We start from the raw sequence: 19543 nt of genomic DNA, 5'->3' as shown, positions 1-19543 counted from the left end.
CGCGATGGGCATCCTCGGCGAGAGCCTCGACAAGGCCGCGGCGAATACTGCCACGCGCCCGATTCCGAAATCCGCCGGTGCGCAGATGCGGTTCCTGGTGAAGCGCGAGAAGGGCTCCACCAAGGCGGTGGCGCAACGACTGGGCATCTCCCAGCGCACGGTGGAGCGTTACCTGAAGGACCAGATCAAGCGGCCCCGCCCGGAACTGGCTGCGCGACTCGTCGCCGAGGTCACGAAGGACTGGCAGCCCCGGGTCCGTGACCGGGCCAAGAAGCAGGCGGCCAGTACAGGCGGCATCGTCATCGAGACCCGGGCCCGCTTCGGTTTCACCGCCGCACCGGGCACCACCGACGACGGCCGTATCCGTCTCATCACCCAGCATCTGCCACCGGCGTACGCGGCCCGCCTCTTCGACGCCCAAGCCGCCGGAGCATCGGAACAACAGCTCCAGAACATCGCCGCGGAAGGCCTCCAGGAGATCTATTTCAAGGACCGCGGCCGACGGGCGGATGGTCTCCAGGTGGAGTTCACCGATATCGACTATGTCGAGATGGACTTCTAGCGCGGCCGCGCGGTTGCTGCGGTAGTGGGGAGCGGTTGGCGGGTAGCCGCGGTGATGAGCCGAAGCACGCTAAGAGGTTTCCCGCAATTGGTCTTCGACTCGGGTTGGACGTGGGCCCCCATGGCGCGGCGCTCGTCCCTCCGTCGAGAGCGAGGTTGTGCAGGCGGGCGATTCCAAGCATGGCGCCGTCACCTTTGAGGCGGCAGTCGCGCAAGATCTTCCAGCCCTTCATCCGGGCGAAGACGTGCTCACGGGCGCGGAACTGCTTGTGGGACTTGCTGTGCGCTTCCTTCCAGTCGGGCAGCTCTTCACCTTTGCGCCGACGATGAGGCAGGACAAGTCCCGTGCCGGGATAGTCGCCGTCGGCGATCGTGAGCGTCCTGCCGACGGCGGCCCTGGCGCCGGATTCCTCCCATGCTTTGCAGTCATTGCAGTTCCCGGGCAACGGCCGGCCGACCAGGGCGACGAGCCGCGTGTCGGCGTCGATCACGGCCTGATGGTTGGTGGAGTACCGGTAGTTCTTCGACTGCTCGGCGACGGTGTGGTCGTGGGTGGGCACCAAGGTGCCGTCCATCATCAGAAGGGTGTCCTTCGCGAACCTCTGGCGAGGCTGGAGGGCGAGCATCGGCCCAAGGCGATCGATGATCCGGCTGGCCACTGACTGGGACACTCCGAACAGCGGGGCGAGCTGGCGCGTCGTCAGGTTTGTGCGCCAGTACGCCGTGACCAGCAGCGCCCGGTCCTCCAGGGGTAGGCCTCATGGTCGCCTTTTACGGGCAGCGTCCGCGCCCTCGCGCCGCAGCGCGGTCACCCACTTGGTGAAGCATCGCGGGCTCAGCCCGGTGAAGGGTCCCATCCAAGAGGGCTCCGATGCCGTGATCACACCAGCCATCGAAAGATCATCTCCGCTGTGGCCGGCGAGTAGGGGATGACTGTCAGGTGTGGAGAATGCGCATGGCCAGCAGCATCTGCCAGGTCCAGCCGATCGTGAGTGAGACGCGCTGGGTCAGTCCGCCCAGATCCACCCAGCGTCGATGCTGACTGAACGCGGCACTGGCCAGCGCCATCGTCGCTGCGAAGAGTACTCCGCTGGCGATCGAGTAGAGGGCCCAACCCGGCGAGTTGGACAGGGCGAAGACGAAACCGGCCGCAGCAAGGGCGAGGAATCCGACGAGGGAGAACAGGTCGTGCAGAACCCCTGCGCAGGTGGGCCGCTGGAGCTGATCGGGGGAGCCGACCGGGTAACCACTCACCGGATCCGTGCGGAAGGCACCTGCACCCAGCAGACCGACCGCCCACACACCGATCAGCAGTGCACCCCAGCGGGAGGGCCCAGCACGCCACAGGCCCACGGCGAAGGTCAGCGTCAGCAAGCCAGTGAAGAGGAAGTTGACGGTCTGCGTCCACCCGGAGCGGCCGAGAGCGAGCGAACTGACGGGATGGCGGAGCGGCTTGTAGTCCACACGGCTGGCGCCTTCCCATAGGTACGCGATCGTGAAGAGCGGGCCAGCGGCGACCCCGCAGGCAAGCAGCATTTCAGCACCCATGCGGTCAACGTAGGTTGACGGAGTGGAGTGTGTCAACCTTCGTTGACGCGAGGATGGGCATCAGCCATCAGCCGAAAGGTGCGGTCAATTGCGGGACAGCCCTTAGGGCCTGCCGATCATTAACACGTCGTCTTGATCTTGCTGTTGGGGGCGCTGTCGAGGGCGATGACCTGGGCTTGGAGGGTTGCGAGTGCGGCGGGTGGGGTGGTGGCCGGCGGGACGTTGATGCCGTGTGCTTCGAGTAACTTCTTGATCTTCAGCAGGGTGCGGTGCATGGCAGTCCGGCTGCTGTTGAAGAGCACGGCGAGGGGTTCCGCGGCCAGGTTGACGCGTAGATGGAGCACGGTGGCCACGACCTGGTCGGCGAAGGTGAGGCGGGGTGGGCGTCCGCGGTGGGTGTCTCCTTCCGCAGCCAGGGTTTCGATGAGGTGCTGGAGCTGGTGTGGGGCCAGGCCGGTTAGCGCGGGATCGGACAGCAGTGCCGGCTTCCACTGAGGCGTCGGTGGCTGACCGTTCCGCGCTGCTGGGATAGCCGGGGTCGGCCGGGGATGCACGGCATAGTTCCAGTCGCCGTGGAAGTTGTGCCGGGTCAGCGGCAAGGCCGCCATCTCCGCGTCGCCGACCCCAATACCGGTGGGATAGGTATTGGTGTCCAGCTGGGCCTTCACGCGTAGTCCGGCGCGGGTGGTGGTCGCGGCGATTGATTCGAGGATGACTTCGTGGCTGGTCAGCGGGCGGCCGCGCCAGTTCATGGTGATGTGCGAGAAGAGCCGGTGCTCGATCTTGTTCCACTTCGATGTGCCCGGCGGCAGGTGACAGACCGTGATGGCCAGGCCGGTCTCAGCGGCCAGGCGGGCGAGGTGCAGTTTCCAGGCCCGGGTGCGATAGCCGTTGGAGCCGCCCGCATCGGCGGTGATCAGCAACCGGGAAGCCTGCGGATAAGCGGCCCGACCCTGGTCATGCCACCAGCGGCGGATCGACTCCACCGCGAACGCGGCGGTGTCATGGTCAGTGCCGACGTTCACCCAGCCGGTGTCGGCCGCCAGGTCGTAGATGCCATAGGGGATGGCCTTGCCCAGCTGCGGATCGGCGAAGTCATGCACTCGCACCAGCACCGGATCGCCCGTCGGCCGCCACGAACGGCCCGGATTGCGGAAGTCACCGACCAGCTCCTTCTTCTTCGTGTCCACGCTGATCACCGGCTGGCCGGCATCCCGGTGACCGCGTGCCTGCTCGTTGAGATACCGGAACTGGGCATCCCGGTCGGCATGCTGACTGCCCTCGAGCGTCTTGGCATTGGCCTGCAGCCGGAAGCCCTCCTGCCGTAGCAGGCCGGCGACGGTGTCGGCGCCGACCCGGTGCCCCTGGCGGGTCAGCTCGGCCGCCAGCATGCGGGTCGACTTGGTTGTCCACCGCAACGGCGACATCGGATCCCCGCGCTCGTCCGGCTCGACCAGACTCAACAGAGCAATCCGCAGTCCAGGATCGAGGTCCGCGACGCGTTTGCGCCCGCCGCCCGGCCGCCGCACCCGCCCCACCAGGGATTCGCCCGCCTCCAGGTCGGACATACCCCTGCGGATCGTTGTCTCGCTCACTCCAGCCGCCCGGCCCACGGCCCGGATGCCGCCATGGCCCAGGCTTCGGGCCTCTGCGGCCACCAGCAACCGCCGCTGTCGCTCGTCCAGATGCGGGAACAACACCGCGAACTTCACGGCAAGTTGATCACGAGTCTCGTCCGGGATGCGCATACGCCATCAACGAGCACCAACCTCGAAAGCAACACCTTGATGACCGGCAGGCCCTTAGCTGCCACCAAGGCCGACTGTTTTTGTCGTCAGGACTTCCGGACGGCAGGGCTCGCGGGCTGGACGTGGTGCCGGCACCCGCGATCTCCCTGGCAGGCACCTGAAACTCTCGTGTACGCAACCTGCTTCGATGCCCTGGCGTCCAACTCCATGACGGACGGCTGTTGATCACCCGGGAGAGCACGTGGCGAAGAAGGACCAGGCGACGGACGCGGCGAGGGAGAAGGACCGCGAAAAGTGGCTGGCGCGCTTCCAGGTACGGCTGGTCACGCAGCCGGGCGTGGACCGGGCAGTCGTGCTCCAGGCGGTCAAGGACGTCACGGCGCACTGTGCGGATACGGGAGAGCACCCGCGGACTGCTTTTGGCGACCCGGATGCCTGCGCAGTGCAGGCCGCCGCACGGCTGGTTCCGGAGGACCGGGCGGCGCATGCGAGGCGGCGCAACGGCGTGGTGGACGCGCTCGACTCCGTGCTCAAGGGGGCCAGGGATGTCGCCGGTCTGTGACCGGTTGAAGCGTCGGTCATGCCCCGGCGCACGGGTTCTGGCACAGCTTTTCTCCGCTGGTGCTGCCGGGCCGCTCAGGCGATAGGTGTCACGAAGGCACGGCCGACAGTCGCAAGTCGCCCGGACAGGCCGGCAGGCGTGGATCTGTACCGCAACCTACCGTCGGTGGGCCGGTTGCCGTCATGGAGGCGACTGCCCCAGGTCGGGCAGCCGAGCCGATTTCGATTACGGTGAGTTACTGAATCGCGCCGTATGGAGACGGGGAATGGTGGCGATCGTGCCTCGACCGCCACGACGGGGACGTAATGGCTCCCGGAGGTAATCTGAAGGGACTGCACCTGCTCCCCAATGTCGGGGAGGACATATGACAGCCGGTGTGAGTCTTCGTCCGAGCAAGGCGGATGAACTCCGTTATACGCCCATCGCCGAGCACGGCATGATCGGCGATATGCGTACCGCTGCGCTTGTCGGTACCAATGGCACCATCGACTGGTATTGCTGTGCACGATTCGACGCACCCAGTGTGTTCGGGGCGCTCCTGGATGCCGATCGTGGTGGGGCTTTTCAGCTGGCCGCGGATGTTCCCGCGCGGACGAAGCAGTTCTATTTTCCCGACACCAATATCCTGATCACGCGGTTCTTCGCGGACAACGGGGTCGGTGAGGTCCAGGACTTCATGCCGATCGTTGGTGACTCCCGGGAGGCGGACCGGCACCGGCTGATTCGGCGGGTGCTCTGTGTGCGCGGGTCGCTGCCGTTCACTGCCCGGGTCGCTCCGCGCTTCGATTACGGGCGGAGTGTGCACACCGTGAGTTCCCAGCAGGGCCAGATCGTGTTTGATTCGCCGGGGCTTTCGCTGGCGCTGTCGTCCAGTGTTCCGGTGGAGATCGATGGTCCGGACGCCTGCTGCGCTTTCACGCTGGACGAGGGGAATGCCGCGGTGTTCGCCTTGGACCGGATCGGTGACGGGGTGGAGCCACGGGCCTGTCCGCTGACGGAGGCGGAGGATTTGTTCGGCGCCACGGTGCGGTATTGGCGTGGCTGGCTGTCGCACTCCCGCTATCGAGGGCGCTGGCGGGAAATGGTGCACCGCTCCGCGCTCACCCTCAAGCTCCTCACCTACGCGCCGACCGGCGCCATCGTGGCCGCTCCCACGACCAGCCTGCCCGAACAGATCGGTGGCGAGCGGAATTGGGACTATCGCTATGCGTGGGTGAGAGATGCCGCGTTCTGCATCTACGCGCTGCTCAGACTGGGCTTCACCGACGAGGCCAAGGCCTTTGTGCACTTCCTGTCCCAGAACGTCTGCCTCACGGAGTGCGCCGAGGGTCCGTTGCAGATCATGTATGGCATCGATGGCCGTAGCGAACTGCCCGAGGAAGAACTCCTGCACCTGGAGGGGCACTTGGGCTCAAGTCCTGTCCGGATCGGCAATGATGCCGTCAATCAGCTCCAACTGGACATCTACGGGGCACTTATCGACTCCCTCTACCTCTACGACAAATGGGGGGAGCCGCTGTCCAGCGAGCACTGGGACACCATCGGCAAGCTGGTGGACTGGGTCTGTGACAACTGGGACCAGCCGGATGAAGGCATTTGGGAGACCCGCGGCAAGACTCAGAACTTTCTGTACTCGCAGTTGATGTGCTGGGTGGCGGTGGAACGGGCGATGCGGATCGCCGCTCACCGGGGGCTTCCCGCGGACATGGTCCGCTGGGGAAAGGCCAGGGACACCATCTACCGGCGGATCATGGACCGTGGCTGGTCCAGCAAGCGGCAGGCGTTCGTTCAGCACGAGGGCGATGACGTTCTCGACGCTTCTGTTCTGATGATGCCGCTGGCCAAGTTCATCTCGCCCACGGACCCGAAATGGCTTTCCACCCTGGACGCATTGGGCGAGGAGCTGGTGTCCGACTCCCTGCTCTACCGCTATGACCCCCGCAGCAGTCCGGACGGGCTGCGCGGCGAGGAAGGCACCTTCTCGATCTGCTCGTTCTGGTACGTCGAGGCGCTGTCCCGCGCCGGCCGGGTGGACGAGGCCCGGCTCGCCTTCGAGAAGATGCTCACCTACGGAAATCACCTCGGCCTGTACGCGGAAGAAATCGGCCGCACCGGCGAGCAGACCGGCAACTTCCCCCAGGCCTTCACCCATCTGGCGCTCATCAGCGCCGCATTCAACCTCGACCGGGCGTTGGGCTGAGTCCGGAGCGGGCGGGACCGTTCAGGAGCAGGCTGACTTTTCTATCTCCCGCGGCCTCTCCTCGGCGCGCCCCGTACGTCGTCCCCGTACGGCGGCCCCGCATGGCGCGGTGCTGCGGGCGGCCCTACCGTCGGCGGAGAACCCGTCCCGATGGCGGGGAAAGGCTGCGGCGCACTGCCCTTCGCACGTCGGTGCGCCCCAGCCGTCTTCTTTGTCCGCGTACGAATGTGTGCGGAGTGCGGGATTCCGGCGTCTTCGCCGACCGGGCGCCCGTCTTCAGCGCTTGGGGCGGCGGCTCGGGTCCGGGCGGCCGAGGTGGCCGGGTTCGCGCTGTGCCACGCCCAGCCAGAGGTGCGGCGGGGCGTACTGCCGGACCGCCGTCGTCGCCTGCTCCTGGCTGCCGGGCGGTACCGGCAGCCGGTAGCGCAGGCGTGGCAGACCGGGGCCGATCGGCTCCTCGTCGCGGACCAGGGCCCAGAGCACCGGATCACGGTCGTCGATCGGGCCGCTGGGGCACAGCTCGATGGAGTACTGCTTCACCCGTCGTCCGAACTGGCTCCACTGCATGCCGACTCCGGCCAGCACCCCCCAGGGGATGATCTGCCGCGCCTTGCCGTTGTCCAGCCACACCCCGGCGCGGTCGACCATGACCGCCGCGCGTCGGCCGTGCCAGACGGGGATGCCGAAGAGCACCCCGAGCGCGCCGAACACCAGCATCATCACCAGACCGGCCACACCGGGCGCCGTGACCTCGCCCTTCGTCGTACCCGTGGCGAGCATGACCAGCCCCACCACACCGGTCAGGCCCAGTGCGACAAGGAGCAGACAGATGGGGAGGGCGATCAGTGCGCCGCGGCGTCCGGTGCGTACCACGGTCGCGTCCGGGGCCGGAGAATTCTGTGGCAGGGACATGGCGCCGGAGTCTACGCACGCCCCGTCCGCCCCGCCCTCGGCGCCCCTCATAAGCTTCCGGCCATGACTGGCAACGAAGACAGGGCCACTCGTGCCGAGCAGCTGCGGGCCGGCTTTCAGCAGCAGGGGGTGCCGGGCCTCGCCGAGGATGAGGTGCGCAAGGACAGGCAGCGGCGACTGGTCCACACCGTGGTGGCGGCCGTGCTGACCCTTGGTGGACTGGCGCTCCTGGTGGTCCGGCTGCTGCGTGGCGACCAACGGGGCGGCTGGACCGCCTGCTACGCGGCCGGCGCGGTCCTCACCGCCGCGGGCGGTGTACTCGCCAGGCGTATCTCCACCCGGCTGGCGTTCGCGGTGGTGCTCCTCGGCGTAGCGGCGATGTCGATCGGTGACGCGGTGAGTCGGTGACGCGGTATCGCGGTAACTGGGTGGTGCGGACGTGGTGAGCCGTTGAGGCCGCGCCCTTCCGCTCGGACGATCAGCGACATCTCCCGAGCGCGGAGACTTCAACAGGTGAACCTCCGGGGCGAAGGGAGCGGCAAGGCTCGAATGACCTCAACTGCTCCGCAGTGCCGCTGAGTTGACCTCCAGTCAGTTCAAGACTCGGATTTCCGCCAGAACCCTTGACGCGCCGTCCACACCTGGTGAACATGCATCGGGCAAGAGAGCGCTCCCATGAACGCCCCTCGTTCACTTCCTGAATCAGGAGAGCCGCTATGCCCATACCCCCCACCGGCGACTCGGCGCCCCGCATGCCGAGGCCCTCCCGCCGTAGTGTCCTGGCCGCGATGGCGGCTGCCGTGCCCGCCGCGAGTCTGTCGGCCCTTCCCGCCCGGGCGTCCGCGGCGCCCGCTGCCGCCGCGCTGCCGGGCGGCGGTGACCTGGGCCCGAATGTGCTGGTGTTCGATCCCGCCACGCCCGATATCCAGGGCACGCTCGACGAGATCTTCCGGCGGCAGGAGTCGGCGCAGTTCGGCGAGGGGCGGTTCGCGCTCCTCTTCAAACCGGGTACGTACCGCGGACTGAACGCCCAGATCGGCTTCTACACCTCGATCGCGGGGCTCGGACTGTCGCCCGGTGACACCACGTTCCACGGCGATGTCACCGTCGACGCCGGCTGGTTCAACGGCAACGCGACGCAGAACTTCTGGCGCTCGGCAGAGAACCTGACGCTCCATCCGGTCAGCGGCACCAACCGCTGGGCCGTGGCGCAGGCGGCTCCGTTCCGGCGGATGCACATCAAGGGCGGACTGAATCTGGCGCCGGACGGCTACGGCTGGGCCAGCGGCGGCTATATCGCCGACTGCCGCATCGACGGCACCGTGGGCCCCTATTCACAGCAGCAGTGGTACACCCGCGACAGCTCGGTGGGCGGCTGGAACAACGCCGTGTGGAACATGGTGTTCTCCGGCGTCGAGGGAGCCCCGGCACAGAGCTTCCCCGACCCTCCGTACACCACCCTCGACACCACCCCGGTCTCCCGCGAGAAGCCCTTCCTCTATCTCGACGGGGCCGACTACAAGGTCTTTCTCCCGGAGAAGCGCGTCAACGCCCGCGGCACCACCTGGGGGAGTGGCACACCAAGGGGCGAGTCCCTTCCGCTCGACCGGTTCTATGTGGCCAAGCCGGGGGTCGACGCGGCAACTCTCAACGCGGCGCTGGCACAGGGCCTCAACCTGCTGCTCACGCCCGGGATTTACCACCTCGACCGGCCGGTTGAGGTGGGGCGCGCGAATTCCGTGGTGCTGGGGCTGGGGTACCCGACTCTCGTTCCGGACAACGGTGCGACGGCCATGAAGATCGCCGATGTCGACGGTGTGCGGCTCGCCGGGTTCCTGATCGATGCCGGTCCGGTCAACTCCGTGACGCTGCTGGAGGTCGGCCCCGAGGGCGCGTCCGCCGACCATGCCGCCAATCCGACCACGGTGCAGGACGTGTTCATACGGATCGGCGGGGCGGGCCCGGGCAAGGCCACCACCAGCATGGTGATCAACAGCAACCACACCCTCGTCGACCACACCTGGATCTGGCGGGCCGACCACGGGGACGGGGTGGGCTGGGAGACGAACCGGGCGGACTACGGGGTCCGGGTCAACGGGGACGACGTCCTGGTAACCGGGCTCTTCGTCGAGCACTTCAACAAGTACGACGTGGAGTGGCGCGGCGATCGCGGACGGACGGTCTTCTTCCAGAACGAGAAGGCCTACGACGCGCCCAATCAGGCCGCGATACAGAACGGCGACATCAAGGGGTACGCCGCGTACAAGATCGCTGATGGGGTGACCACCCACGAAGGGTGGGGCCTGGGCAGCTACTGCTTCTACAACGTGGACCCCACCATCCGTCAGGACCACGGCTTCCAGGCTCCCGGCAAACCGGGCGTGCAGCTCCACCATCTGCTGGTGGTCTCCCTGGGCGGCAAGGGGCAGTACGAGCACGTGATCAACAGCATCGGCGCTCCCACTTCGGGCACGTCGACGGTGCCGGCCACGGTGGTCTCCTATCCGTGACCCGCCCGCGCGGCGCCCTGTGACCCAGGTATGCCCGCCGTGTGGCCCCCGTACGGTGGCGGTGCCGGTGCCAGGGGGCCCTGACGGGCGGGCCGGCGCTCCGGCCTACCGTAGGGCGCGTCTGTTGAAGCCTGGAGAGTCATGACCATCGAAGAATCCGCCTTCCGAGGGCGGATGCCTGCTCGGCCCGGCGACCTGGCGGTCGAGCGGCACGGAATCGGGCCGGTGCCCGAAAGCAACCGTTACGGGAAGGCTGCCCGGCTTTTCACCGTGTGGTTCGCCCCCAACCTCACCATGACCGGAGTGTTCTCCGGCACGGTGGGCGTCTCGCTGGGGCTGGACTTCTGGACGGCCCTCACCGCCATGGTGCTCGGCACGGTCGTCGGCGCGGTCCCGGCCGCATACCTGGGCACCTGGGGCAGCCAGACCGGAACCGGTCAGCTGCCGCTCTCCCGACTCGCCTTCGGGCGCGGGGTGGCCCTGCCCGGCATCATGCAGTGGCTCTCCTCGGTGGCCTGGGACGCGCTCATCGGCCTCTTCGGCGGTGAGGCGCTGGCCCAGCTGCTCGGCTGGCCGTTCTGGCTGGGGGCGCTGGTGGTCCTGCTGCTCCAAGGGGTCGTCGGCGTCTTCGGCTACGAGGCCCTCCACCAGCTCCAGACGGTGATGACGTTCGTGCTGGGCGCCGCGTTCGTGGTCCTCAGCGTGCAGCTGCTGTCCGGGGTGCCGCTCCCCGTTTCCGGTTCCGCGCACGGCGTCGACCGCTTCGGCGCCTTCGTCCTGACCAGCACCATCGCGCTCAGCCTGGCTATCTCGTGGGCGCCCTACGCCTCGGACTTCAGCCGCTACCTGCCCCGGGCGACCTCCCGGCCCCGGATGTTCTGGTACTCCCTGCTCGGCATGGTGCTCTCCTTCGCCTGGGTCCAGGCGCTGGGGCTGTGGGGAGCCGGGCTGTTCACCGACCAGACCGCCGCCGGGGTACACGGGCTGCTGGGCGGGGGGGTCCTCGGCGCCTTCGGACTCCTGGCCATCGCGGCTGCTGCGGTGTGCAGCAACGCCATGAACGACTACAGCGGCTCGCTGGCCCTTCAGACGGCCGGTATACGGGTTCCCAGGCCGCTCGCCGCGGCGGCGGCCGCCGTGCTCGGCTTTCTGCTCGTCCTCTGGCTGCACGCCGCCGACACCACGCTCCGTTTCCAGAACCTGCTGCTGTTCGTCGGCTACTGGATCCCCGGGTTCGTGGGCATCGTGCTGGTCGACGCGCGGCTGCGGGCCAAGGCGCGGCGCGGTGCGCCGATCGACGTCGAGGCCGAGTTCGGCCGCCCCCAGCCCTGGTGGCCCGCGTGTGTCGCTTTCGTCGTCGCCTTCGCCGCGGCCGTGCCCTTCATGGACACCACCCTGTTCGTCGGCCCGGTCGCGGCCGCACTGCATGGCGCCGACTTTGCGTACTACATCGCGTTCCTAGTCTCTGTGGCGGTCTATGTGCCTTTGCGGCTTTTGGTACGCACCACCGGTAGGCCCGAAACGGAGGAGCCGGTCGCGGCTGCGCCGGGAACGAGTGGGTGAGCCGGGCTCGCGTGAGGGCAGGCGCCCGGGGCTGCGCTCGCCGCACGGGGGCGGGTCGCCGGGGCCGTTGGCTGCGGTCAGCTCTGCCGCGCCGCGGACCGTGCGACGCAAGGAACGCAGTCCCTTTTACCCGCCGGCTCGTGCAGCAAACCGGGGGCGATTTCCGATTGCGGGCAGCGGATACGGGCACGCGATTGTCTTGAGGTTGACAACTGTGGTTCCCCTTCTTCTGATGCTGCCGCACTGATCATTTCCGGTGCCGGAATCGTAGGGAAGACCTGATGGCTGTGACGGTCACCGAGTTCACCGTGCGACTTCCGGTCCGGTGAGGTGTTCCGCGGCGCTCCGCTTGCCCGGATTCGGTTCGGGCGGGACGGGGTTCGATCATTCCGAGGTTGCGAAGAGTAAACATTTTCGTCCGAACTCGGAAATGTGTGGTTGACACCTCGGGAAGGGGGCACGCTCTCCGGCCTGAAGGCAAGTCGATGCGATACGAGGTGAGCTTTATCATGAGCACCGCCGAGGCTCCGCGCACGGTCACGGCGTCGCCGGTGCTGGAGCTTGAACTGGACTGCTATTCCGAAGTTGTCGGTCCCGCCCGGCATATCGCGGCCACGTTCCTGGAGCGCCTGGAACCCTCCCTGGAGAAGGACGCCAGGGACGCGGTGATCCTGGTCGTCTCCGAACTGGTCACCAACGCCGTACGTCATGCGGGCGGCAAGCTCTGCACCTTGCGACTGACGGCCGACCCGGAGTCGGTCGTGATCACCGTGGGCGACTCCAGCCCCGTTCTGCCGCGCCCCCGCACGCCGGACGTCACCGGGGAGGGCGGCGGCTTCGGATGGTCGATGGTGTGCCGCCTCGCGGCATCCGTAGAGGTCCACAGCAAGGCGGCCGGTAAAACCGTGACGGCGGTCATCTCCCGCCACGGCGCCCCGGACAGTGGCCGCTGAGGCCGTGACTCAAGAGCCACGGCCGGAAAGCGAACCGTCCGCCGCGCAATTCCCGTGAGCGCTGTCGGTGAGGGTGTCATGTTCCGCGCGGTCGGAATGCGGTGGGGACGGCGCCGAGCCGTCGTTCACATTCCTTGACGTGTAATTGACATCTAAATGCGCTGTGCCGCAGTCAGCGGAATCCATCACACCGTCAACAGTCCTGCCGAATCGCCGAGTTGCTCGGCAATCCGGCGAAACGGAAGCGTGCGATCACGCCCGGTGATGCGGACTCACTGCCCTTGTCCTTTCACGGCTCCGGGCGTTCGAGCGGCATTCTTCCCGGAGTCGCCGGAGTCGCCGGAGTCGCCGAAGCCATCGGAGTCACCGGAGTCAGGAGACGGCGTCCGGCCAGGGGACCTGGGTGGCGGTCGGGGCCGAGTAGTCGATTCCCGGTACCGCGAAGCCGTAGAGCCGCTGGACCTCGGCGTGGAACCAGTCGAGGTCGGCGAGGCGGGTGATGCTGTCGGTGGCGGCCGTGTCCCAGCGCTCGGTGACGGCGGCCTGGACCGCGCTGTTGAGCTCCCACGAGTCGAGACGGACCCGGCCGTCGTCGTCGACATCGAGCGGCCGGCCATCGGTGAGCTGGTCCCACAGGCTGGTCAGCTGGGCGATCGGCGGCACCATGGCGTCGCCGAGGACACCGCGCAGCAGGCCCACATAGAGCGCGATCCCGGGGATGGCGGTGGAGGACTGGGTGATCGCGGCCCCGTTCACGGAGGTCACCGCGCGGCCGCCGACCAGCTTCTCCAGGCGCTCGTTGAGCGTACGGGCGGTCGCTTCGAGGTGGCACTTCGCGGCGCCGATGGTGCCCTGCCGGTAGATCCCGTCCGTCAGCGGCGAGCCGATGTACGACAGGGCGGCGGTGCTGAATCCGTCGGCGAGCAGCTCACGGTCGGCGAGGTGGTCGATCCAGCGCTCCCAGTCCACGCCGCCCATCACGGCGACGGTCTGCTCGATGTCGTCATCCCTGGCGGGCGCTGTCTCCACCTCCGTGACCTCCGGCGTCCCGTCGCTGTCGAAGGCGAGGGTCTTGGTGCGGTACGCCTCGCCGATGGGCTTGAGGGCGGAGGCGTAGGTGGCACCGGTGTCCGGGTCGGTGCGACGCGGTGCGGCGACCGAGTAGATCAGATGGTCCAGGCGGCCGAAACGCTCCCGCAGCAGCTCCGCGACCTGGTCCTTCATCGCGTCGGAGAAGGCGTCGCCGTTGAGGAAGACCATCTCGTGGCCGTGTTGGTGGGCGAGTTCGGCGGTGGCGGCGGTGCGGTACCAGCCGGCCGTGCCGGTACGCCGTTCGGTGGGGGCCTTCTCGAAGCAGACGCTGATGCCGCGGATGCCCACCCGGGCGAGCCCGGCGATCGTCGCGGCCAGCCCGTAGCCCGCTGAGGAGCCGACGATGAGCGCCACCGGCGCGTCGCTCGGGACCTCGCTGGGCGGGGGGACGGCCTGCCACATCTCCTGCACCAGGCGAGCACAGCCGGCCGGATGGGAGTCGAGGAAGAGGAAGCCGCGGCTGCGCGGGGTGATGACTCGTTCGCTCATGAGGCACGTCCTTCGGGTCGTCGCGGAGGCGGCGGCCCGCACCGGAGCACGCACCGCACCCTGCAAGTCTGCGACCACGCACCATTTCATGATCAGTTGGGCGGTCACAGTAATGAGGGGGCGGTGTTGGAGGATTTCGCTCAGTTCGGGCAGTGAGTGCGGCCGGCCGAATGCGCTTGAGGGAGCTCCGGGGTGCGCATTCCTACGAGTACCCGAACCCGACCCCCCTACGGGTACACGTCCCGGCCCGACAAGCCGCCCCCTCAGCCCGTCGCCTGGTCCCTCGTCGTCGGAATCCGACGCAGCCAGTGCTCCCCGGTGGTCCACCCGAGGAAACGGCGGGCCCGGCCGCCGAGCGCCGTCCCGTCTGCCGTGAAGCCTCCGCCGGCCGCCACCAGGTGCAGGCCCGCCAGGGCCGGGGCGAGCCGGACTGCGACATGTGCCGGGTGACGGGCCGTCTCCTCGTCCAGCCCGCTGAGCAGCCGGGACTGCTCGGCAGGTGTGCACAGTGCGAGGAAGAAGATCAGCTGGCGCCAGGCGTACGCCGCGTCCTTGATCGTCGCCAAGGGGCGGGGGTTGTGGTGTACCCGGGCCGTCAGCCGGCAGACCGTACGAAAGCAGCGACGGGCCAGATCCTCCCAGCCGGGCTCCGGGGCGATGCCCACTTGACGCACCAGGGTCGCCAGATTGTGTGTGGTGAGGATCTGCGCCTGCTCGATCACCTTGCCGTTCGCCGCCACCGAGCCCTGCCCGGGAGACCCGGCCCGCGCCGCGCACAGCCGCGCGAACTGCGGGGAGGTGCGCGGCTGGTAGGAGCGGGTCAGCGCCTCGGCCGTCTCGGCGATCGCCAGGTTCCGGAGCGTCGCGTAGTCGATCCCGTAGTAGCGCTCGTAAAGCGTGCCGCGCAGCAGGTCGCCCGCGATCCTCGCGGCCGTGCGGAACTTCGGGGCGAAGGTGCCCATGAAGATGTCCGCCGCCAGCTCCTCGACCATCGGAGCACCCAGGTCGGCCTGACGGGCCAGCACGCCGAGTTCACGCACCAGGGGGTTGGGAAGCAGCGTGCCGGGGAACCCCTGCACGGCCAGCTCACCCAGCTGCCGCAGCGCGGTATGCGCACCCTCCTGCGCCGCCTCGTCGCCCCGCTGCCCGGACACCGCCCGTACCCAGGGCAGCTCCTCGATCCGTACCTGCCGCTCCAGATGGAGCAGCAGCAGCGAACGGCGGTTACGGAAGGCCCGGTAGTTCGCGGCCATCAGGGTGCGCAGGGCCTCGTCGGGATAGGCCTGCGCAGTAGTGGCGGCGACCAGCTGCGGCACCAGCTCGGCCAGCACCTCGGCCGACGGCACCACGCCCCGCTCCACGAGCGTGCCGAGCGGAGCGCTCAGCGTCGCCTCGACGACCCCGCGGAGCGTCGCCGGAACCGGAGCGCCGGCCGGCAGCCCGGTCTCCCGGTGCTCGAGCTCCGTCACCGGGACCACCAGTGCTTCGACATCGGCCGCGCCCACGTCCTGGGGGAGATCGCCGAGCCTGCGGAGCACCAGCTGCGCCAGGGCGTGGTGCGAGGGGAGCGCCCCCTGCGCCGCCTGCCGGGCACGCAGCTTCAGATGCCGCTCGGAACCGGGTATCCCGCGACGCCGCACCATGGACGCGACGGCGTGCCGCAGCAGACCGATCCGACGGGCATCGAGCGGACGCCCGGCGACGGTCTCCTCCAGTGTGCCGCGCAGGATGCCCAGGTTCTCCTTGGGGTCGCGATGCTTTCCGCAGTGTGTGTGGGCCATCGCCAGCTGCCGGTATCGGCGCAGGAGGGCCGCCCCGCGCTCGTGCCAGCCCTCGTCCGGCGTGCGCGCGAGAACCTGCTCGCCCTCCGCCGTCTCCAGCCAGTGGACCAGCAGTTCATCGGCGAACGGCTGCCAGACCGTGAGCGCTTCCCGCTGGGTCTCGACCGCCGCGTGCGGCCGCCGTCGCGCCAGGGTGCGGCCGGCGTCGGCGACCGTGCGGCGGTGCACCGCGGCGGCGTCCGGCGCGGGCGCGACCGACGGCCGGGGGGTGAACCGCAGCCGGTCGGCGAACGGCCCCAGCGCCTCGACGAGCTCGGCCGCCTCGGCCAGTTGCCCGGAGCGCACCAGCCAGGCGACGGTGAGCAGCGCGGCCTCCTCGGGCACCGACACCTCATAGCGCCCGGTGTCCAGGAGCGCGCACAGGTCGGCCAGCCCGGCCTCGGTCAGTGCGTGTGCGAAGAGCGCCCGGCGGTCGGCCTTGACGCCTGCCCGCCGTGCCGCCTCCTTCTCGTACGGCTGGAGCGGCCCGCCGGCGCTCGCCGCACCGGTGGCGAAGCCACCCCGGACGACCTCGGGGGTCACCCAGGCCGGAAGACCGGCCACCGGGGTGCGCGAACCGACCGTCAACGAGCCCTCGGCCAGGCCGTCCAGGACTGCGCGCCAGCGGCGGGCCCGGTCCTCCGCACGATGGCGGGTATCGGTGTCCTCGTGGGTCAGCGCCGTGACGAAGGCTTTCGCCAACTGGTCCCGCGCATAGGACGGGACCTGGGTGAGGGGCTGCTGCTCAGCGTCGTCGTTCATAGCCGACGTGGCGGGTTCCGCCCCCGCGCCCTCCGGGTCTCAAGCCCGGTGCTCTGCTGCTGAGCTACACGTCGATGATCCGTGAGCCTAGACGGCCCCTGACGGTCGTACAAACGGGTTTTCGACGGCGGGCGCGGGCCCGGATTCCCGGCCCGATCCGGGGACTCGGGGCCGCCGTCCAGTGGGGCGCCGACGTTTCGTAGGGTGCCTGCATGCTCACCGGACGTACCCCTGCCCCTGAGGCCACCATGTTCCGTTTCGGCAAGCAGCGGATGCGCCGGACCATGCCCGGTGCCGTTGCCGGTCTCGCCCTCGGACTGTCGATGCCAGTCGCCTGCCTGGTCAACGGATACGGCGTCGGCACCTGGGTGTTCGCGGTGATCTGGTTCCTGGTGTTCGGCACGGTCGCGGTGTTCATGGCGTGGGCCGTGTGGGGCGACCGCGACGCCTACCTGGCATTCGACACGACCGGCGTGTGGTGGTGGCGCAACAAGACCTCGCATGCGGTCATTCCGTGGGACTCACTGGATGCCGTCGGCCTGTTCTGGTGCCCCCAAGGGACTGGCAACTCGGGGCACCGGCTGGTGAGCCTTGAGCTGTGCCCCACCGGTGGTGTGCAGGAACCGCAGGATCCGGCGCTGGCTCCGCTGTTCATCGAGGAGCAGTCCGGCGTGGCGGGCGTATCCGACCGGCGCTACCGCATCGGCCTGCCTGCTTTCGTCCTCCGCCACTACGGTGGCGCGCTGATCGAGGCGGCCCGTTCCCGCGCCGCCCACCGCTGGTTCGGCGAGCACGAGCGGCCCGCCGGGTACCTGCGCGCCCAGGACCTCATCAGCTAGGACGCGCACCGGCCCGCGCGGTTCGCGGTCCGGCGGGCGGGCGGCGTTGTCAGACCCTGCGGCTACGGTCTGGAGACATGGACGCACTGTCACCGCCCGCCGGACGGCGTGCCGTTCCGCTGCCGTTCCTGCCGTACGGCGAAGCGCTGCTGGAGCGCGTCTTCCATAGCGTCAGCCACCTTCTGGAGAACGGCCCCGTTCCTCACCGGGTGGGGAGTGACTGAGCCGGATCGTCGACCGGTCCGGGGTGCGGAGGGCCGCTCGTCGGGCGGAGATTCGGCGTTGCGGAACCGGCGGCTGCCTTGAAGTGACCGTTGCGCAAGGGGTCCTTCCTGCGGGGAAGGCGATTTACCTCGCCAGAAGCGGAGCGTGATGAAACCGATAGCAAGCAATTCGTGAAGGGGTTGTGAGAGTTGGTGTGAGGCGTGGCACACTCCCCTCACCGGTCGCGAACGACGAGGGGGGCGAGCGGGGTGCAGCGGATTCCTGTGCGGTTCGGGGCGGAGTTACGCCGGCGAAGGATTGAAGCGGGGCTGTCGCTGGGAGAACTGGCGAGCCTGATCTGTTTTTCCAAAGGGCACTTGAGCAAGATCGAGCGTGGCGTGAAGGCACCCAGTCACGATCTTGCACAGTTATGTGACAGCGCTCTCCATGCCGACGGACAACTCAGCGGCCTGATTTCCGCACCCGAGCACAGTACGCCCGCGGCGCCGATGACCGAGGCGGATATCGGCACTCCCTGGACATTACGGATGCAGGCCGGCGGGGAGAGCGACTTCGTGGCATTCGACCCCGCGTCATCCGGCGGCGGGGCCCTGCCCACCACCATTGTGAGTTGGTCTCTCGCACCGCCTCTCCTCGAAAGCGGGGAGACGAATTCGGCATTGCCCTACTTCCGCAATGTCTTCGACGAGTTCCGCCGGCTGGGACAGCTCTTCGGGCCGTCGGTGGTCGCCCAGCTCTGTATCGCGGCCACCAGCGCACTGCGGGGCATGGCGCACCAGGCGCAGCCCGCGCACCGCGATGTGGTGCTCCGGCTCGCCTCCCGGTTCGCCGAGTACACCGGCTGGATGGCGCAGGAGGCAGGCAGCGACGGGGCCTCGCTGTGGTGGACCGAACAGGCGGTCCAGCTGGCCGCGGACGGCGGTGACGACGAACTGGCCGCCTACGCCCTGATCCGGCGCGCGGAACTGGCCCTGTACACCGGCGATTCGGTGGCCACCGTCCAACTGGCGCGGCGGGCGGCGCAGCAGGCCCGCAGCGTACGTATCCGCGGACTCGCGGCGCAGCGCGAGGCGCAGGGGCACGCGCTGGTGGGGGACCGTGACGCCTGCCGGCGGGCGCTCGACCGCGGCGCGGAGCTGACGGCCGGTACGGTGGCGCCGGACGGTACGGACCCGGTCCTGGGCAGCATCCATCTGCCGGATCTGACCGCCTTCGTCGCCGGCTGGTGCATGCACGATCTCGGTTCCCCGGCCGAAGCCGTTACTTTGCTCGGCGACGGTCTGGAAGCCATTCCGCCGGAATCCCGCCGTGCCAGAGCCCGATTTGGCGCCCGGCTGGCGCTTGCACTGGCGAACGTCGGGGAAATCGAGCAGGCCTGTGCGATCGCGGAATTGGTCGCCTCTCATGTTGCCCTCATCGACTCGGCCACCATCCGCGCCGATCTTCTGCGGCTGAGCCGCGCACTGAATCGTTGGCCAAAGAATCCGACCGTCCGTCGGACCCTTCCGCACCTCGCGATCGGACTGCACACCCACCGGACCGGTCCGGGAACTCCGGCCTGACTTCTCGCCCACCGGCCCGCCCGCGGAGAAGGCCGCCCGAAGAACCGCACTCCCGCCGCATCCGTGGTGTTCCGTTGCCCGGCCAAAAGGCCGAGGGCAACGCGTTGACCACGCCTGAAACCCCTGTGAATCTCGGCTTCATCCCCCAGTGCCCGCGACAGCCCGAGTAACCGACACAGCATCCGGCTGCCGCAATC

The 19543-nt window shown here is 68.7% G+C and carries 15 protein-coding genes, 1 tRNA gene and 1 pseudogene; 10 read left to right on the top strand and 7 right to left on the bottom strand.

The window, feature by feature from the left end:
- Positions 1-4: 4 nt before the first annotated feature.
- Positions 5-562 (top strand): XRE family transcriptional regulator, encoded by a 558-nt coding sequence (locus QT196_RS01245; protein ID WP_266735574.1) that lies wholly within the window; start codon positions 5-7, stop codon positions 560-562.
- A gap of 139 nt (positions 563-701) precedes the next feature.
- Here QT196_RS01245 and QT196_RS01240 read toward each other — a convergent pair.
- The 3 genes and pseudogenes from QT196_RS01240 to QT196_RS01230 all read right to left on the bottom strand — a co-directional run.
- Positions 702-1454: pseudogene (locus QT196_RS01240) on the bottom strand (transposase family protein); the annotation flags it as partial.
- A gap of 43 nt (positions 1455-1497) precedes the next feature.
- The gene (locus QT196_RS01235; RefSeq protein ID WP_290354143.1) at positions 1498-2109 is read right to left on the bottom strand and encodes a DUF998 domain-containing protein; all 612 of its coding nucleotides are present in this window, start codon (positions 2107-2109) and stop codon (positions 1498-1500) included.
- Positions 2110-2228: 119 nt separating this feature from the next.
- Positions 2229-3857 carry an ISAzo13 family transposase gene (locus QT196_RS01230; RefSeq protein ID WP_290354142.1) on the bottom strand — a complete coding sequence of 543 codons (1629 nt, stop codon included), beginning with the start codon at positions 3855-3857 and terminating at the stop codon, positions 2229-2231.
- A gap of 241 nt (positions 3858-4098) precedes the next feature.
- Between QT196_RS01230 and QT196_RS01225 the strand changes: the two genes are divergently transcribed.
- Together QT196_RS01225 and QT196_RS01220 are read left to right on the top strand one after the other, a co-directional pair.
- Positions 4099-4419, top strand: coding sequence for a hypothetical protein (locus QT196_RS01225; protein ID WP_168476529.1), 321 nt, complete (start codon positions 4099-4101; stop codon positions 4417-4419).
- Positions 4420-4783: 364 nt separating this feature from the next.
- The gene (locus tag QT196_RS01220; protein ID WP_168476528.1) at positions 4784-6619 is read left to right on the top strand and encodes a glycoside hydrolase family 15 protein; all 1836 of its coding nucleotides are present in this window, start codon (positions 4784-4786) and stop codon (positions 6617-6619) included.
- Positions 6620-6895: 276 nt separating this feature from the next.
- Here the strand turns inward: QT196_RS01220 and QT196_RS01215 are convergent, their stop codons facing one another.
- A complete protein-coding gene (locus QT196_RS01215; RefSeq protein WP_290354141.1) occupies positions 6896-7531 on the bottom strand; it encodes a hypothetical protein in 636 nt (211 codons plus the stop codon).
- Between the two features lie 63 nt (positions 7532-7594).
- Between QT196_RS01215 and QT196_RS01210 the strand changes: the two genes are divergently transcribed.
- The 4 genes from QT196_RS01210 to QT196_RS01195 all read left to right on the top strand — a co-directional run bounded on the left by QT196_RS01210 (position 7595) and on the right by QT196_RS01195 (position 12557).
- Positions 7595-7939: a hypothetical protein gene (locus QT196_RS01210; protein WP_290354140.1), complete on the top strand. Its 345-nt coding sequence runs from the start codon at positions 7595-7597 to the stop codon at positions 7937-7939.
- A 308-nt stretch (positions 7940-8247) separates the two neighbouring features.
- Complete coding sequence (locus QT196_RS01205) at positions 8248-10041, top strand: coagulation factor 5/8 type domain-containing protein (protein WP_290354139.1); 1794 nt, start codon at positions 8248-8250, stop codon at positions 10039-10041.
- A gap of 141 nt (positions 10042-10182) precedes the next feature.
- Positions 10183-11604 carry a cytosine permease gene (locus QT196_RS01200; RefSeq protein ID WP_168476525.1) on the top strand — a complete coding sequence of 474 codons (1422 nt, stop codon included), beginning with the start codon at positions 10183-10185 and terminating at the stop codon, positions 11602-11604.
- Positions 11605-12113: 509 nt separating this feature from the next.
- Complete coding sequence (locus QT196_RS01195; protein WP_168476524.1) at positions 12114-12557, top strand: ATP-binding protein; 444 nt, start codon at positions 12114-12116, stop codon at positions 12555-12557.
- Positions 12558-12929: 372 nt separating this feature from the next.
- On the opposite strand, the gene fabV is transcribed toward QT196_RS01195, so the two are convergent.
- From fabV to QT196_RS01180, 3 genes are all read right to left on the bottom strand, one after another.
- Positions 12930-14138, bottom strand: coding sequence for an enoyl-[acyl-carrier-protein] reductase FabV (fabV, locus tag QT196_RS01190; protein WP_290354138.1), 1209 nt, complete (start codon positions 14136-14138; stop codon positions 12930-12932).
- Between the two features lie 263 nt (positions 14139-14401).
- Positions 14402-16720 (bottom strand): hypothetical protein, encoded by a 2319-nt coding sequence (locus QT196_RS01185; protein WP_290354137.1) that lies wholly within the window; start codon positions 16718-16720, stop codon positions 14402-14404.
- A 2-nt stretch (positions 16721-16722) separates the two neighbouring features.
- Positions 16723-16794, bottom strand: a tRNA-Ser gene (locus tag QT196_RS01180).
- A 138-nt stretch (positions 16795-16932) separates the two neighbouring features.
- Here QT196_RS01180 and QT196_RS01175 point away from each other — a divergent pair.
- The 3 genes from QT196_RS01175 to QT196_RS01165 all read left to right on the top strand — a co-directional run bounded on the left by QT196_RS01175 (position 16933) and on the right by QT196_RS01165 (position 19346).
- Complete coding sequence (locus tag QT196_RS01175) at positions 16933-17559, top strand: hypothetical protein (protein WP_168476522.1); 627 nt, start codon at positions 16933-16935, stop codon at positions 17557-17559.
- Between the two features lie 77 nt (positions 17560-17636).
- Entirely contained in the window at positions 17637-17783 is a 147-nt protein-coding gene (locus QT196_RS01170) for a hypothetical protein (protein ID WP_168476521.1), read from the top strand.
- A 264-nt stretch (positions 17784-18047) separates the two neighbouring features.
- Positions 18048-19346 carry a helix-turn-helix transcriptional regulator gene (locus QT196_RS01165; protein ID WP_290354136.1) on the top strand — a complete coding sequence of 433 codons (1299 nt, stop codon included), beginning with the start codon at positions 18048-18050 and terminating at the stop codon, positions 19344-19346.
- The last annotated feature ends 197 nt before the right edge of the window (positions 19347-19543 follow it).

The sequence above is a fragment of the Streptomyces sp. P9-2B-2 genome, assembly GCF_030406865.1.
GTDB classification, from domain to species: domain Bacteria; phylum Actinomycetota; class Actinomycetes; order Streptomycetales; family Streptomycetaceae; genus Streptomyces; species Streptomyces platensis.
Note: the sequence above shows the minus strand (reverse complement) of the source record. Positions and strands in the feature narration are given on the sequence as shown.